General features: G+C 47.2%; 16 protein-coding genes and 1 rRNA gene. All 17 read right to left on the bottom strand.

Annotated features, from left to right (window positions below; all coding sequences use genetic code 11):
* Positions 1-151, bottom strand: a 16S ribosomal RNA gene (locus AB4114_RS28855); the annotation flags it as partial.
* 329 nt (positions 152-480) lie between these two features.
* On the bottom strand, positions 481-1,977 hold the full coding sequence (gene lysS, locus AB4114_RS28850; protein WP_441991540.1) for a lysine--tRNA ligase: 1,497 nt from the start codon (positions 1,975-1,977) through the stop codon (positions 481-483).
* A gap of 87 nt (positions 1,978-2,064) precedes the next feature.
* On the bottom strand, positions 2,065-2,541 hold the full coding sequence (gene greA / locus AB4114_RS28845; RefSeq protein ID WP_056617876.1) for a transcription elongation factor GreA: 477 nt from the start codon (positions 2,539-2,541) through the stop codon (positions 2,065-2,067).
* A 221-nt stretch (positions 2,542-2,762) separates the two neighbouring features.
* Positions 2,763-3,779 carry a tRNA dihydrouridine synthase DusB gene (dusB, locus tag AB4114_RS28840; protein ID WP_441991539.1) on the bottom strand — a complete coding sequence of 339 codons (1,017 nt, stop codon included), beginning with the start codon at positions 3,777-3,779 and terminating at the stop codon, positions 2,763-2,765.
* Positions 3,780-3,796: 17 nt separating this feature from the next.
* Positions 3,797-4,009: a helix-turn-helix domain-containing protein gene (locus AB4114_RS28835; protein ID WP_056617884.1), complete on the bottom strand. Its 213-nt coding sequence runs from the start codon at positions 4,007-4,009 to the stop codon at positions 3,797-3,799.
* Positions 3,991-4,503: a 2-amino-4-hydroxy-6-hydroxymethyldihydropteridine diphosphokinase gene (gene folK, locus AB4114_RS28830; RefSeq protein WP_441991538.1), complete on the bottom strand. Its 513-nt coding sequence runs from the start codon at positions 4,501-4,503 to the stop codon at positions 3,991-3,993. The genes AB4114_RS28835 and folK overlap by 19 nt, the downstream gene beginning before the upstream one ends.
* Positions 4,500-4,868 carry a dihydroneopterin aldolase gene (gene folB, locus AB4114_RS28825; protein ID WP_236292809.1) on the bottom strand — a complete coding sequence of 123 codons (369 nt, stop codon included), beginning with the start codon at positions 4,866-4,868 and terminating at the stop codon, positions 4,500-4,502. Before folB ends, folK begins: the two co-directional genes overlap by 4 nt.
* Positions 4,869-4,907: 39 nt before the next feature.
* Complete coding sequence (gene folP / locus AB4114_RS28820) at positions 4,908-5,729, bottom strand: dihydropteroate synthase (RefSeq protein ID WP_441991537.1); 822 nt, start codon at positions 5,727-5,729, stop codon at positions 4,908-4,910.
* A 22-nt stretch (positions 5,730-5,751) separates the two neighbouring features.
* Positions 5,752-6,618 carry an aminodeoxychorismate lyase gene (gene pabC / locus AB4114_RS28815; protein ID WP_441991536.1) on the bottom strand — a complete coding sequence of 289 codons (867 nt, stop codon included), beginning with the start codon at positions 6,616-6,618 and terminating at the stop codon, positions 5,752-5,754.
* A gap of 7 nt (positions 6,619-6,625) precedes the next feature.
* Entirely contained in the window at positions 6,626-7,207 is a 582-nt protein-coding gene (pabA, locus tag AB4114_RS28810) for an aminodeoxychorismate/anthranilate synthase component II (protein ID WP_441991535.1), read from the bottom strand.
* Positions 7,208-7,241: 34 nt separating this feature from the next.
* Positions 7,242-8,771 carry an anthranilate synthase component I family protein gene (locus AB4114_RS28805; RefSeq protein ID WP_441991534.1) on the bottom strand — a complete coding sequence of 510 codons (1,530 nt, stop codon included), beginning with the start codon at positions 8,769-8,771 and terminating at the stop codon, positions 7,242-7,244.
* 117 nt (positions 8,772-8,888) lie between these two features.
* Positions 8,889-9,830 carry a cysteine synthase A gene (gene cysK / locus AB4114_RS28800; protein ID WP_171629503.1) on the bottom strand — a complete coding sequence of 314 codons (942 nt, stop codon included), beginning with the start codon at positions 9,828-9,830 and terminating at the stop codon, positions 8,889-8,891.
* A 112-nt stretch (positions 9,831-9,942) separates the two neighbouring features.
* Complete coding sequence (locus tag AB4114_RS28795) at positions 9,943-10,893, bottom strand: peptidyl-prolyl cis-trans isomerase (protein WP_441991533.1); 951 nt, start codon at positions 10,891-10,893, stop codon at positions 9,943-9,945.
* 65 nt (positions 10,894-10,958) lie between these two features.
* Positions 10,959-11,834 carry an Hsp33 family molecular chaperone HslO gene (hslO, locus tag AB4114_RS28790; RefSeq protein WP_441991532.1) on the bottom strand — a complete coding sequence of 292 codons (876 nt, stop codon included), beginning with the start codon at positions 11,832-11,834 and terminating at the stop codon, positions 10,959-10,961.
* Positions 11,835-11,857: 23 nt separating this feature from the next.
* Entirely contained in the window at positions 11,858-12,622 is a 765-nt protein-coding gene (locus tag AB4114_RS28785) for a type III pantothenate kinase (RefSeq protein ID WP_056617913.1), read from the bottom strand.
* Positions 12,619-13,488 carry a carboxylating nicotinate-nucleotide diphosphorylase gene (gene nadC, locus AB4114_RS28780; protein ID WP_441991531.1) on the bottom strand — a complete coding sequence of 290 codons (870 nt, stop codon included), beginning with the start codon at positions 13,486-13,488 and terminating at the stop codon, positions 12,619-12,621. Before nadC ends, AB4114_RS28785 begins: the two co-directional genes overlap by 4 nt.
* A gap of 1 nt (position 13,489) precedes the next feature.
* Positions 13,490-15,100 carry an L-aspartate oxidase gene (gene nadB / locus AB4114_RS28775; RefSeq protein WP_441991530.1) on the bottom strand — a complete coding sequence of 537 codons (1,611 nt, stop codon included), beginning with the start codon at positions 15,098-15,100 and terminating at the stop codon, positions 13,490-13,492.
* Between the last annotated feature and the right edge of the window lie 52 nt (positions 15,101-15,152).

The raw sequence follows: 15,152 nt of genomic DNA, 5'->3' as shown, positions 1-15,152 counted from the left end.
TCCGATAGTTATCCCAGTCTTAAAGGCAGGTTACCTACGTGTTACTCACCCGTCCGCCGCTAGCTTAYCCCGAAGGATAAACCCGCTCGACTTGCATGTATTAGGCACGCCGCCAGCGTTCGTCCTGAGCCAGGATCAAACTCTCCATAGTAGAAAGATGACTTGCTCATTTGAAGCTAGCGAGATTTTGCAATCTCTTTTATAGTCGATTACTCGACTGTGCTTACTCACTCGTTGTTCAGTTTTCAAAGATCAATCACTCTTGTCCAACCCGCTCTCTTTCGAAAGCCGGAAGACCAATATACCACACTGAGTTTTTATTTGCAACTCTTAATTTCGAGTTGTTTTTTGTTGTGTTTCTTGTGTTTCTCGTTTTGTCCTCAGCGGCAACTTTTATAAGATACCACAGACCGCATACACTTTGCAAGTCCTAATTTCAAAAAAATTAGAGGCACCGAATGGCGCCTCTAAACAAACAAATTACTCACCTTGGCGTTCACGCATCAACGGGAATAATAAGACATCACGGATCGATGGTGCATTCGTCAATAGCATGACCAAACGGTCAATTCCTATACCTAAGCCACCCGTTGGCGGCATACCATACTCAAGTGCACGGATGAAATCTTCATCCATTTCATGCGCTTCATCATTGCCCAGATCTTTTTCGCGCAGCTGCGCCTCAAAACGTTCTCTTTGATCGATTGGATCATTAAGCTCTGTAAAAGCATTCGCATGCTCGCGCGCCACGATAAAGAGCTCAAAGCGATCCGTAAAGCGCGGATCCTCGGGGTTCTTTTTGGCAAGCGGAGAAATCTCTAATGGATGCCCATAGATGAACGTAGGTTGAATCAACGTCTCTTCTACAAACGTCTCGAAGAATTGGTTCACAATGTGACCAAATGTCATATGCGGCTCAACAGACACCTTGTGCTCTTTGGCCAAACCATGCGCTTGCTCGTTCGTCATATGAACGCTAAAGTCTACGCCCGTGACTTCTTTGATCGCATCAACCATAGAGACACGTCTCCAACCTACAGCTAAATCAACCTCATGCTCTCCATAAGGAATCGTCGTCTGACCAAGAACCTCTTGCGCGATATGAGCAACAAGCTCTTCTGTCAACTTCATGATATCTTTGTAGTCCGCATAAGCCTCGTACAACTCAATCATCGTAAACTCTGGGTTATGACGCGTAGAGATCCCCTCATTGCGGTATACGCGGCCGATTTCGTACACTTTCTCCAGTCCGCCAACAATAAGACGCTTCAAATGAAGCTCAATAGCAATACGCATATGAAGCTGCATATCCAACGCATTGTGGTGCGTGTTAAAAGGACGTGCAGAAGCGCCACCCGCGATAGAATGCAGTGTTGGTGTCTCCACTTCCAAATAGCCCAAGGAATCTAAATAACGGCGCATGGATTGAATGATTTTGGAACGAAGAATAAACGTCTTCTGAACATCTTGGTTCATAATCAGATCCACGTAACGTTGACGATAGCGCAACTCAACATCACTAAGGCCATGGAATTTATCCGGCAACGGAAGCAAAGATTTCGTCAATACTTCAAGTGATTTCACTTTAATAGAGGTTTCACCTGTTTTCGTTTTGAAAACAACACCTTCCACCCCTACCATATCGCCTAGATCGAGAATATCAAAAGCTTTATAAATATTCGCCTCCAGCGCATCTTCACGCACGTAGATTTGAATTTTCCCTGTGATGTCTTGCAGATGTGCGAAGCTAGCTTTACCCATACTTCTCTTCTGCATAATACGCCCTGCAATACGAACCTCAACGTTCGCTTCATCTATATCCTCTTTGCTCATCTCTTGATAAGCCGAAAGAATATCCCCTGCTGTATGCGTCCTTACAAACTTGCCGCCGAAAGGATCGACACCAAGACCGCGAAGCTCGTCCAATTTGTTGCGCCTAATAACGAGCAATTCATTTAATTCCAGTTCCTGACTCATGCTTTTCATCTCCTACGAATTAGTTTAGGGCTGTGAACGGAAAAAAGCTTCCTGACGGAAGCTTTCCAAAAGGCTTGCGGCTGCACGCTACTTTTTAATATCAATAATTTGATACTGAATGACGCCAGCAGGTACTACAACATCAACGTTGGTGCCCTTTTGCTTGCCTAGAATAGCTCTACCCACAGGGCTTTCATTCGAAATCTTATTCTGCAACGGATCGGATTCAGCCGAACCTACAATGTTGTATTCTACCAAGTCACCATATTCCAAGTCTTTCAGCGTAACAATCGATCCAACACTAACCGTGTTAATATCGACATCATCGTTATTAATAATCCGCGCATTGCGCAGCATTTTTTCTAAAGTAATGATTCTTCCTTCAATAAAGGCTTGCTCATTCTTCGCATCTTCGTACTCGGAGTTCTCACTAATATCGCCATAACCGATGGCGACCTTAATTCTTTCCGCAACTTCACGGCGTTTCACGGATTTCAGATGCTCAAGCTCATCCTCTAATTTCCGTAGCCCTACTGGTGTAAGAATGACCTCTTTTTCAGCCATTGCCAACTGATCTCCCGTCATGTGAAAGATTTTCATATCGTTGAATCGATGCTTCCTGCTAGGAGTTAGGTCTTTATAGAGCTGATTCAAGTAGTATGAATTCACGTTTCATAATAAGTTGCTTACTCGTTAGTCTTTCAATATATGCAGGAACACATTAATATTGACTGATTATATTGCAACGGTTTCAAAATGTCAATGTCAACCATCACTGCTTCTTTTTAATGCAGCACAGCTGATTCTTCGGCTGTCCCAGACACGGAACTCGTTGCAAGATGTTCAACATATGCGTCCAATGTACGAACCATTTCATCCCGCTTCTCTGTCTCCATGATGATATCTTTCACACGGGCTGCTCCTGTCATACCTTTGAGGTACCAAGCCATGTGTTTGCGCATTTCCTTCACGGCAACATGTTCACCCTTGAGGGCAATTAATCGATCCATATGCAAAATCGCGATGCGGATTTTCTCTTCTGCCGACGGTTCCGGCGGTAGTTCACCATTAGCCAGGTATTGCACGGTACGATACAACATCCACGGGTTGCCTAGCGCACCACGTCCAATCATTACACCATCTACACCCGTTTGATCCAGCATGCGCTTGGCATCCTCCGGTGTGACGACATCACCGTTACCGATAACCGGAATCGAAAGAGCTTGCTTCACCTCACGGATGATATCCCAATCAGCTTTGCCCGTGTACAACTGCTCGCGCGTACGCCCATGAACACTAACGGCACTGCCGCCGCCTCTTTCGACAGCTTTCGCATTTTCGACAGCATAAATATGTTCCGAATCCCAACCAATACGCATCTTCACCGTAACAGGTTTACTTACAGCGGCAACGACTGTCGCGATCATAGCTTCGATCTTATCTGGTTGGAGCAACCATCTAGCGCCCGCATCACATTTCGTGATTTTGGGAACAGGGCACCCCATGTTGATATCAATAATATCGGCATTCGTATGTTGGTCAACAATTCTAGCCGCTTGAACTAACGTCTCCGTGTCGCCGCCAAAAATCTGAAGACTCAATGGCTTTTCACGATCATCGACATATAACATTTCCATCGAACGCGCATTACCGTGAACGATCGCTTTATCACTAACCATTTCCGCGCAAACTAAGCCTGTACCAAACTCTTTGGCGATTAATCGAAACGCTGGATTACAAACGCCCGCCATTGGGGCTAATACAACTCTATTGGGAGCTTCGACATTTCCTATTTTCAGCACCGAAGATTCCACTCCTCTCATTTCACAACTACTGCTACTAATTCCTCGGGTTCAATATTAAGAACTTGCGAGATATTATGAATCATTTTATTGTCTGGCTTGCGTGTTCCACGTTCAATCGCCCCTAGAATGGCAATCGATACGCCTAACAAATCGGCCAACTCACTCTGCGTATAGCCTTTTAACTTACGAAAAGCGCGTATGCGCTGTGCTATTGAGCTTTTTTCCATAGGATGACGCCTTCCTTTCCTTCCAGTTTCTCCAAGTGTGCAGAGATAGATTCAAATAGAGCGTCCTGCCGCGCGTAGAGAACCTCAGAGAGGGGCACTAATACAAAAGCCCGCTCATGCATCCGCGGATGCGGAATGATCAAGTCGGGGGTTGTAAGCTGGTGGTCACCATACAAGAGCAAATCCAAATCAATTGTTCGGGGTCCCCAACGTAAGTCACGTGTCCGACCCAAACGCTTCTCAATGGCTAGCAAGGTAACTAATAACGCTTCAGGCGATAAGTCCGTATCAATTTGAATAACCATATTTAGAAAAGCAGATTGATCCACATAGCCCACAGGCTCGGTTTCATAGATGCTGGACTGCCCCGTCACCGTTATCCCCGATTCCTCATTCAGCGCTGCGATAGCACCCTGCAAATAATGTTCACGCTTATCAATATTGGAGCCTAATGCGACGTAAGCAATCGTGCGTTCTCGATCTTCGGCTGTCATTCCAATGCCCGCTTTCGGTTAATCTCTATGGTAACACCGTCAAAAATAACGGCGAAGGGCGGATGCGGCTTAATGACCCGAACCGTCACTTCATTGATACTAGTATAAGTATGCAGGAGCTCGGATGCAATATTTTCTGCTAATGCCTCGATTAATTTGTACGTACGCCCTTCCACGATCTCTTTGATCAGGAAAAAAGCTTCGCCATAATGAACCGTTTCCGTCAAGTCATCGGTCTTTCCAGCTTTATCTAAAGGGAGCATCAGCTCTACATCGACGTAGAAGCGTTGGCCCAACGTGTTTTCTTCAGGAAACACACCGTGATTACCAAAAAATTGCATGCGGGTAAGGATGATTTTGTCCATAGGGGAGGCCTCCAGGGTTGAAATAACGATATAGATAACTTAAAGTTTACTGCGCAACATGGCATCCGTCATAACGGCTAACCGTTTGATGGCTTGAATATCGTGGACTCTAACGATTCCGCACCCTTGTGCAATGCCAAGTACGACAGTTGCTGCCGTTCCATCGAGCCGCTCCTCGGGAGGCAGCCCTAGGGTGAGTCCGATGACGCTTTTGCGCGATGTGCCTAAAAGAACTGGATATCCCATATCCACGATCGGACGCAGGTTGTTCATTAGATAGAGATTTTGCTCGTAGGATTTCGCAAATCCAATGCCGGGATCAAGAATGATATGCTCTGGCTTAACGCCCGCATGAATCGCCTGTTCTGTATATTGACGTAGATCTCCGATCACTTCTGGGAGAAATTCGACATATTCCGAGCTTCTCCGATTATGAGTGATGATAAATGGACAATCGTATTGCGCAACCACGGCTGCCATGTCGGCATCCGCTTGACCGCCCCAAACATCATTGATGATGTGGGCTCCTGCCTCTAGCGCTTGTCTGGCTACCTCCGCTTTGTAGGTATCAATTGAAATAGCGATGCTGATTTCACGGCGAATCGCCTCAACAACAGGAATTACACGTTGCAGTTCCTCGTCAGGCGTAACAATCGCTGCACCTGGCCGTGTGGATTCTCCACCAATGTCGATGATGTCTGCGCCTTCCGCAACCATTTGATGGGCTTTGCGAACCGCATCTTCAACTTGTCGGTAGCTGCCGCCATCCGAAAAGGAATCTGGCGTTACGTTTAATATGCCCATAATGATCGTACGATCACCGATGGGCAGTTCGTGTCCTCTACAGGATAACACATTCATTTAAGGATTCACTTCCTGTTCGTTACTGTGACATTGCGTAGCGTTGAATAAGTTGGCGAGTTGTAGTACCCGGAAATCCAGTTCCTACAGTGTAGGCTTGTCCACTCGGAGTATACAAAGTGGTGACAGGAACGATTTCTTGAATTGAATTCACGAGAATCACTTCTTCTGCTTCTACGAGATCTTCCCAACGGTACAAACCGTCCTGTGTAGGAAGTTGAAGCTGCTGTGCGAGATCGAGCACATGCGCTCTTGTAATGCCCGGCAAGATACCCGTATCGAGCGATGGGGTGTAGAGGGTATCATTTTTGACGAAAAAGAGATTGCTGACAATCCCTTCCGCCACATAGCCATCTTCCGAAAGCATAAGCCCCTCCGCCCCTGTAGCCCATGCGTATTGCCCTAGTTCTCTTCGAGCCAAAATGTTGTTCATATAATGAAAGGACTTAAACCGATACATGCCTTCCGGTGTATTGCGAGGCAGCTTGAGTAGTTGCAGCGCTTTGCCATGAAGGTAGGTTTTTTCATCCCTAGGAGGCAATGGCTTGATGTAGATGATTTCTGATGGCTTCGCATAGTCGCCGGAAGGAAGACCTAATGCCTCGACGCCGGCAGAGACGGTATAGCGAATATATGCTTCTTCGAGATGATTAGCTTGGAGCAACTCTTCGATGAGGCTTGTCAGCTTCTCTAAGTTAGGCTCGTAAACGATGCCCAGCTCCTGACACCCGTCCGTTAAACGACGAATATGTTCAGCTAGCAGGAACGGTTTGCGGTTGTAGGTTCGAAATGTCTCGAACAAACCGATCCCGTAAAGAAAACCGTGATCGTATACTGAGACCACGGCTTGTGTTTCTTCGGTTAAGATACCATTGATGGAGATGATCATACGTTAGTTAAACCCCTGACTTCGCTGTGCGGCGAAGAAAATTACGCAGCATTTGATGTCCATGCTGGGTGATGATCGATTCTGGGTGGAATTGCACCCCTTCAATCGGATACTCTTTATGACGCAAAGCCATGATTTCACCTTCAGCTGTTTGTGCGCTGATTTCTAGGCAATCGGGCAATGTTTCTCTTTTGACAATCAAAGAATGATAACGTGTCGCGATGAAAGGTGACGGAAGTCCTTCGAATAAGGTTTTACCGTCGTGGAAAATCTCAGATGTTTTACCGTGCATCAAGCGCTCTGCGCGAATCACATCGCCGCCAAAAGCTTGGCCAATGGATTGATGTCCGAGGCAAACGCCGAAAATCGGGATGATCCCTTTAAAATGGTCAATCAGTGATAAGCTAATTCCAGCTTCATTCGGCGTGCAAGGACCTGGAGATATTAAGATATGGTCCGGCGCCAACGCCTCGACCCCTGCCAAATCAATTTCGTCATTACGACGAACGATGACTTCCTCGCCAATCTCTCCCAAATACTGAACAAGGTTGTACGTAAACGAATCATAATTATCAATCACTAAAATCATTCTAAGCTCCCCTTTCGTCTCAGCCCACTCGGGCTTAAGCTCGGCTCATGCTCCGCTCGCTATACTCAATTGCTTTCCACATCGCTTTGGCTTTGTTCAAGGATTCGATGTATTCACGCTCTGGAATGGAATCTATAACGATCCCCGCTCCTGCTTGAATATGCCCCATCCCGTCAACCGCTACTAACGTGCGTATAATAATATTAAATTCCATATTGCCATTATAGTCAATCCATCCCATCGAACCTGTGTAAGGACCACGACGTACTGGCTCTAGTTCTTCAATGATTTCCATGCAGCGAATCTTCGGTGCGCCTGTAATGGTACCACCCGGAAAGGTTGCCGCAATGACATCATAGGCGTCCTTCCCCTCTGCCAATTCGCTGACAACTTCGGAGACGATGTGCATCACATGGGAGTAGTATTCGATGACCATGAAGTCTTTCACATGGACGGAACCATATCGCGAGATGCGGCCCATGTCGTTGCGCTCGAGATCGACCAGCATGACGTGCTCGGCACGCTCTTTGTCGTTGTGGATGAGCTCGCCGGCTAGGCGCAGGTCATCCTGTTCGTCCTTGCCGCGCGGGCGCGTGCCAGCGATCGGACGCGTCCGCAGGACGCCGTCCTCGAGCTGTACGAGCAGCTCCGGCGAGCCGGAAACAAGGGCGAAGCCTGCGAATCGCAGCAAGCCCATGTAGGGCGAAGGATTTACGACGCGCAGCGCCTCGTAAATCTCCTCCGGCGTCGTGCGCAGCTGCCGACTCTGTCTAACCGACAAGTTGACTTGGAACACGTCACCTTGGGAGATGTAGGCTTGGATGCGCTCCACCGCAGCCATGAACGCGGCTTTGTCGAAGGCAGGCTGGATGCCTGCGATGCTTTCGACGTCGATGTCCAGCAGCTCGCGCGCCATCGCGGGTTGGTCGGCACCGCTCAGCGGTGTGCCCGACCAGTTGCCAGCGCGGATCGCGTGCCAGCGAACGAGCATGGCTTCGGCGCTAGCGTGCGCCTGCGCGTAGAGCTCGCTGAGGTCTGTGGTTGTTGTGCATGGCATGTGCACAGCGATATACAGGCTCTTCTCCGTGTGATCCAACGTCCACACCTGATCATACATGGCAAAGCAGTAATCAGGGATCGGCAGATCATCTTGTGCTTGTTCTGGCAGTTTCTCAATGGTGCGAATCACATCGTAGCTCCAATAGCCTACGCAGCCACCGACAAATTTGGGCGCACCTTGGACTTTCGGACTACGATAAGATGACATCCACTGCTTGACGATGTCGAGCGGCTTCCCCTTCAGATGTGATACCGTTGAGGCCGTGTGACCTTTGATTTCTGCTTCCAAGCCTGTACCCCGCACAGTCGAAAAGGGATGCAGCCCAAAGTGCGTATAACGTCCGCCTTTTCCACTTTCAAGCACGAAGGAATCGGGCGAAGCTTCTTTCCATGCGTCTTCCCACGAGGCAATCCGATCATCGGCTAAGCCTAATTTGATTACATACGGCAGCATGTTGTAGCTAGAAGACCACTCCTGCCATTGTTCCACTGTAGTTAAAATCATACTTGTGCTCCTTAAAATCCGTTAATTCGTTGTCCATTAGTATACTCCAACCCTATAAAGAAAAAAAGCCCCAGCTGTAATAGCTGAAGGCTCGATCTCTTTGCATGTGTTTGGACCTTATTGCTCTTCGAATTGGTACAAAGGCGTGGAAAGGTAACGCTCACCGTTACTTGGAACGACAGCAACGACACGTTTGCCAGCGCCTAACTCTTTAGCAACCTTCAATGCTGCGAAAATCGCTGCACCGGAGGAGATTCCGCCAAGAATACCTTCTTCTTTGGCAACACGGCGTGAAGTTTCGAACGCATCTTCGTTCTCAACAGCAATAATTTCATCGTACACATTCGTGTTCAAAATATCTGGAACAAAACCTGCGCCGATACCTTGAATTTTATGAGGACCTGGCTTACCGCCGGAAAGAACTGGGGATGCCGCAGGTTCAATTGCGTAAATTTTGATGTTCGGGAAGTTTTCTTTCAAAACGCCACCTGCACCTGTGATTGTACCACCTGTACCGATACCGGAAATGAAAGCATCCAGTTTCCCATCATGTGCGTTGATCGCTTCCACGATTTCAGGTCCTGTCGTTTCACGGTGAACCTTCACATTCGCTTGGTTCTTAAATTGTTGTGGAATGAAGTAGGTAGGATTCTCTGCTTGAAGTTCTTCCGCACGTTTAATTGCACCCTTCATGCCTTCTGCTCCAGGAGTTAGAACGAGCTGTGCACCGTAAGCGCGAAGCAGGTTACGTCGCTCCAATGACATTGTTTCTGGCATAACTAGGATAGCTTTATATCCTTTAGCTGCTGCCACCATGGCAATCCCGATTCCAGTGTTACCACTCGTTGGTTCTACAATTGTGTCACCTGGTTTCAATTTGCCTTCTTGCTCGGCAACTTCGATCATGGAGATGGCAATACGGTCTTTTACACTAGCACCTGGATTTTGGTACTCTAGTTTCACATAAACCTCTGCACTGCCTTCTGGAACAACACGGTTCAAACGAACTAGTGGTGTATCTCCAATCAAATCCGTAATGCTCTGTACTAATCTTGCCATAATATTTCCCCTCCAGATTAAGTTTGCATGATTTCCGAGTTAATTAGTCKGTATTAATTATATTAATCTTAACAATGCACTTACAGGTTGTCAACCCATTTCTCACAATCCCTTATCGGAGTGTTGGATCCAACACACTTACCTGCCATTTACCCCGTAGCTGCGCGACAAACTCTTTCAATGGAGGTGCTTGTTGCAACGCAAGCTCCCTGCGTACACTCTCCCGAATGAACACCAGATCCGGATTCTTTTTGTCCCGCCTACTCTTAAGTAATACGACGGCAAATCCTTGTAAAACAGGGATGGGCTTACTAACTTCGCCAACCTTCAACAGTTTCGCTGCCTCTAGGATCGGAGCCTCCACAAAAGGATCATCCCCTTCAATCCAACCCAAATCACCACCCGTGTTATTGGTGGCATCATCAATGGATCGATCTCTGGCAAGAATCCCAAAGTTCCCGCCTTTGGCTAGTTCCGCAATGACTTTCGTCGCTTGTTCCTTCGTGGATACAATGATCTGCCCAATGTTGTATTCTGTTTCTTGTTTAAACTCATCTGCATGGGTCTTTATGTATGTATCAACCTGAGTATCAGTGATGTGAATGGATGCCGTTGCTAGCTTCTCAAGTAACAACTTATTCGATACATCCTCTTGGATTTCCTGCTCAGACATCCCCAATTGACTTTGCATGGAGTCATAAAATTGCTGTTCACTTTCGTACCCTTGCTGCATCCTTTTCAGCTCACGATTGATTTCCGCACTCTCTACCTGAATCCCCGACTCATTTCCCTCTAAGCGAATTACTTCACGATCCAGCATTTGACTTAGCTGCTCTGGGCCATAATGGCGTGTTAGCGCTAATTCGAGCTCATCCATGGTAATTTCACGATTTCCAATTTTGGCGATAACTCGTGTATGCTTCTTCTCACCCTGCTGTTCTGGCTCCGGTGATTGTCTTGGCTCTGATTGGTTGATGGCATGACTGATCAGCAAGGAGGCGAGCACGAGAATACATATCGCCATCGCGATGATGACTCCCCACAATCGCTTTACATTGCGCATCCTATTTCCCTCTTTTACTTCCATATTGCTGCTTGCATCTGTATTCACTAGCTAAATCAAGCAGATTACCATGATTGCCTATCAATCATCCGTTGTAAATCTTCCCCTTCATACCGGTAAGCTTCATTACAGAAATGACAAACGACTTCGGCAACTCCCTCTTCTTCCAGCATTTCTTGAAGTTCTTTTTTGCCCAGCGAAATCAGTGTAGACTCCACTTTCTCCCGACTGCATTTGCAGCGGAACATGACGTCCATCTCGTCAAGTTTACGGAAAGAGGGGAGTACGGTTTGTAAAATTTCTTCTAAATTCAATCCTCCGCCTAACATGTTCGTGAATGTCGGGATTTGGCCCAACATGGCTTCAATCTCATCAATTTCACTATTCGTTAAACCAGGAAGCAACTGAATCACAAATCCCCCAGAAGCAAGGATCGTATGGTCCGTATTCACCAAAACGCCAAGTGCAACTGCCGAAGGTGTTTGTTCCGACTTAGCAAAATAATACGTGAAATCCTCTGCCAATTCGCCTGAAATTAAAGGAACGCTTCCTTTATAAGGCTCTTTCATGCCTAGATCTTTCGTTATGTATAAAAAACCGTCTGTGCCCACGGCAGCAGCAACATCTAATTTGCCGTTCTCTTTGAGCGGCGGGTCTACCAAAGGATTATCTACGTATCCACGCACTTCACCCTTCGCATTCGCATCAACCACGATTTGCCCGATCGGTCCATCGCCTTTGACTTGCACAATGAGATGTTCCTCTCCCTTGAGCATTGCAGCTATAAGAAGCGCCGCCGCGGCTGTTCTTCCTAAGGCAGCTGTCGCTGTTGGTGTCGTTTGATGCCTTCGACTTAGCTCTTCCGTTAGAAGAGTCGTCTGAACAGCGAACGCACGCACTCGTCCATCTAACGCTGTTCCTCGAATTAAATAATCAGTCATGTCTGTGTCCTTCCTTAAACAACTTAAACATTTTTCTCATAAATCATTTGCAAACCTTGTAAAGTAAGCAATGGGTTGACGACTTGAATCGTCCGAGACTCACTGGAAATAAGCTCTGCCAAACCACCCGTCGCGATAACTGTTGGATTTACATTAAACTCTTGAATGACACGTCCGACGATCCCATCAACCTGGCCAACATACCCATAAATAATTCCCGCCTGCATCGCAGCAACGGTATTCCGACCCACAACACTTTTGGGCTTAACCAGCTCAATGCGGGGCAACTTCGCCGCTTTCTGATACAACGCTTCAGTGGAGATTCCAATGCCTGGCGCAATGGCGCATCCCACTAATTGCCCTGAGGAATCAATGTAATCGTACGTTGTAGCTGTCCCGAAATCGACGATAATACACGGAGCCCCATATAGCTCCAACGCCGCTACCGCATTCACGATGCGATCTGCGCCAACTTCCTTCGGATTGTCTACACGTACATTCAATCCTGTTTTGATCCCTGGTCCTACGATAAACGGCGCCCTTTTCAAGTAGTGTAAGCAGAGGTTTTCCATCGCATTCATCAACGGGGGCACGACAGATGAAATAATGACACCCTCTACTTGCGCAAAGGAAATACCCGAGTGTTGGAACAAACTGTGCAGCTGCATGCCGTACTCATCAACAGTAGCCGACCGATTCGTGCTTACCCGCCAATGATGCAAGAGCGTACGTTCTTGGTAGAGGCCGAGCACAATGTTGGTATTCCCGACATCGATAACGAGAATCATAGTGCCGTCTCCTTCCGCTCATTCAGATCTAATGAAATATCGAGCGCCGCTACCGAGTACGTCAGTCGTCCAACAGAAATCACGTCTACACCCGTTTCTGCCATTGCTTTAATTGTTTGCGGGGTGACCGAACCTGACCCTTCTACTACAATATGCGGCGCTTTGCTTTTAATTATCGAAACTGCTTCTTTCATTTGAACTGGAGCCATATTGTCCAACATGATGATATCCGCATGGGCTTGAAGCGCTTCATGAAGCTGCTCGAAATTCTCAACTTCCACCTCGATCTTCATCGTGTGGGGAATGTTCTGACGAGCTGCTTGAATAGCTTGGGTAATACCACCAGAGCCTTTGATATGATTATCTTTGATCATAACCGCATCATAGAGTCCGAAACGATGATTATAACCACCACCAACGCGTACTGCATATTTCTCAAGCAATCTGTGTCCAGGCGTTGTTTTGCGTGTGTCAACCAGTCTGGTAGGCAAGCCTTCTAAAGCAACCACAAATTCATGCGTCTTCGTGGCGATCCCCGACAATCGTTGCATCAAATTCAGACTTAACCGCTCGCCCAATAAGATACTTCGTGTATTGCCTTCCACTTCAGCTAGTATGGTCCCTTTATTAACAGACGATCCTTCGACCACTTTTGTTTCAAAATGAAGTGAAGCATCGATCACAGCAAAAACCTCCTGTGCGATGCGAAGCCCACAAACGATTCCATCTTCTTTGACGTGGATAATCCCTTTGGATACTTGTTCCAAAGGGATTGTTGTCAGAGTCGTGACATCGCCAGTGCCAATATCTTCTTCAAGCCAAAGGCGAATTTGCTTCCGAACTAATTCCATATTTATTTCTAACATATTAGATCCACTCCTCAATCCTATCTTCCCCGCGTTGGAAAACGATATGCTTCCTCCATACCAAGTCATCCCGATCCGGGAAATCTTCTCGATAGTGACCGCCGCGACTTTCCTCACGGGTTAATGCTGCTGTTGTTGTTAAAAGAGCTACGTTAAGCAAATTAGCAAACTCATACTCTTCGCGTTTGGTCATCAACGAATCAAAGATCGACAATTGTCTCGCCAATTCCTCATAACCCTTCTGCAAGCCTTTGGCAGACCGTTTGAGACCTGCGTAGCGGAGCATGACTTTCTGAAGCTTCAACTTTTTCTCTACAACGGCTTGATTCGCGATCTCCGTCCGAGGGGCTTCGGAAGCCGAACGAATCTGGATATCCCCTTGTAAGGCAGGCAACTCTTGGATACGTTCAATAATTCGACGTCCGAATACAATGGCTTCCGATAACGAGTTGCTCGCTAAACGGTTTGCACCATGTACGCCTGTAGATGAAACTTCACCACATGCGAATAGGCGACGAACTTTGGTTTCTCCGTATAGATCCGTTTTTACGCCACCCATCATATAATGCGCTGCCGGGGCAACCGGGATCCAATCGGTACTCATATCAAGTCCATAATTCAGGCAATATTCATATATCGTCGGAAAACGATGTTTAATCAATTCTTCGGATTCGTGTGTAATGTCAATGTAGACAAAAGTTGATTTACAGTTCTCCATCTCATCAACAATGGCACGTGCAACAACATCCCTTGGCGCTAGCTCCAATTGTGGATGGTAGCGCTCCATGAAGCGCTCTCCTTTGATGTTGCGCAAATAGGCGCCTTCTCCCCGCACCGCTTCGGAGATCAGAAACCGCGGTGCCCCTGGGTAGCATAGCGCTGTTGGGTGGAATTGAATAAATTCCACATCCTGAATTTGTGCGCCCGCGCGGTGGGCAATCGCAATCCCATCACCTGTAGCGATGTCCGGATTGGTTGTGTAACGGAACAGCTGTCCCGCGCCACCGGAGCAAAGGATCGTGGCATTGCCACGCACAAACACACGCTGTCCGTTTGGTTTCTGTACGAGCGCTCCGTAACATTCGCCGTCTTGGGTAATCAGGTCGATCACAAAGTGGTCGTCCCAGATTTCAATATTCGGATCTTGCTTCGTACGCTCCGAAAGAGCTCTGACAATTTCCGCGCCAGTCGCATCGCCATTGGAGTGCAATATTCGACGCTGACTATGCGCTCCTTCCTTCGTCAAAGCAAATTCCCCGTTCTCTAGATCGAACTGGGTTCCCATTCGAATCAAATCTTGAACGCCTTCTGGCCCTTCATGCACAAGAACATCAACAGCTTCTGTCGAACAGAGTCCTGCACCTGCAATCACAGTATCTTGACGGTGATATTCCGGTGAATCTTCATCTGAGATTACAGCAGCAATCCCGCCTTGCGCATAGCGTGTGTTGCTATCCAAGAGAGATTTCTTCGTTATCATGAGCACTTTCTTAGTCTCGCTGGCACGGAGCGCCGCGAATAAACCTGCTATGCCTGCGCCAATAACAATTACATCCGTATGTATATGAGGAATAGTATCTAAATCAACATCTACGAGATATCTAGGAATCATGACGTTTCACCTGTTCTCCACCATTAATACCTCGAAAAGCAACGTCAGTTCG

This window comes from Paenibacillus sp. 2RAB27 (genome assembly GCF_052115445.1).
Taxonomy (GTDB): Bacteria; Bacillota; Bacilli; order Paenibacillales; family NBRC-103111; genus Paenibacillus_E.
The sequence above is the reverse complement of the archived record's forward strand: the minus strand, read 5'-3'. Positions and strand labels throughout refer to the sequence as shown.

Coding starts and splice junctions, on each gene's coding strand:
- lysS (WP_441991540.1), bottom strand. CDS start 1,977: ATGAGTCAGGAACTGGAATTAAATGAATTGCTCGTTATTAGGCGCAAC.
- greA (WP_056617876.1), bottom strand. CDS start 2,541: ATGGCTGAAAAAGAGGTCATTCTTACACCAGTAGGGCTACGGAAATTA.
- AB4114_RS28835 (WP_056617884.1), bottom strand. CDS start 4,009: ATGGAAAAAAGCTCAATAGCACAGCGCATACGCGCTTTTCGTAAGTTA.
- folK (WP_441991538.1), bottom strand. CDS start 4,503: ATGACAGCCGAAGATCGAGAACGCACGATTGCTTACGTCGCATTAGGC.
- folB (WP_236292809.1), bottom strand. CDS start 4,868: ATGGACAAAATCATCCTTACCCGCATGCAATTTTTTGGTAATCACGGT.
- folP (WP_441991537.1), bottom strand. CDS start 5,729: ATGAATGTGTTATCCTGTAGAGGACACGAACTGCCCATCGGTGATCGT.
- pabC (WP_441991536.1), bottom strand. CDS start 6,618: ATGATCATCTCCATCAATGGTATCTTAACCGAAGAAACACAAGCCGTG.
- pabA (WP_441991535.1), bottom strand. CDS start 7,207: ATGATTTTAGTGATTGATAATTATGATTCGTTTACGTACAACCTTGTT.
- AB4114_RS28805 (WP_441991534.1), bottom strand. CDS start 8,771: ATGATTTTAACTACAGTGGAACAATGGCAGGAGTGGTCTTCTAGCTAC.
- cysK (WP_171629503.1), bottom strand. CDS start 9,830: ATGGCAAGATTAGTACAGAGCATTACGGATTTGATTGGAGATACACCA.
- AB4114_RS28795 (WP_441991533.1), bottom strand. CDS start 10,893: ATGCGCAATGTAAAGCGATTGTGGGGAGTCATCATCGCGATGGCGATA.
- hslO (WP_441991532.1), bottom strand. CDS start 11,834: ATGACTGATTATTTAATTCGAGGAACAGCGTTAGATGGACGAGTGCGT.
- AB4114_RS28785 (WP_056617913.1), bottom strand. CDS start 12,622: ATGATTCTCGTTATCGATGTCGGGAATACCAACATTGTGCTCGGCCTC.
- nadC (WP_441991531.1), bottom strand. CDS start 13,488: ATGTTAGAAATAAATATGGAATTAGTTCGGAAGCAAATTCGCCTTTGG.
- nadB (WP_441991530.1), bottom strand. CDS start 15,100: ATGATTCCTAGATATCTCGTAGATGTTGATTTAGATACTATTCCTCAT.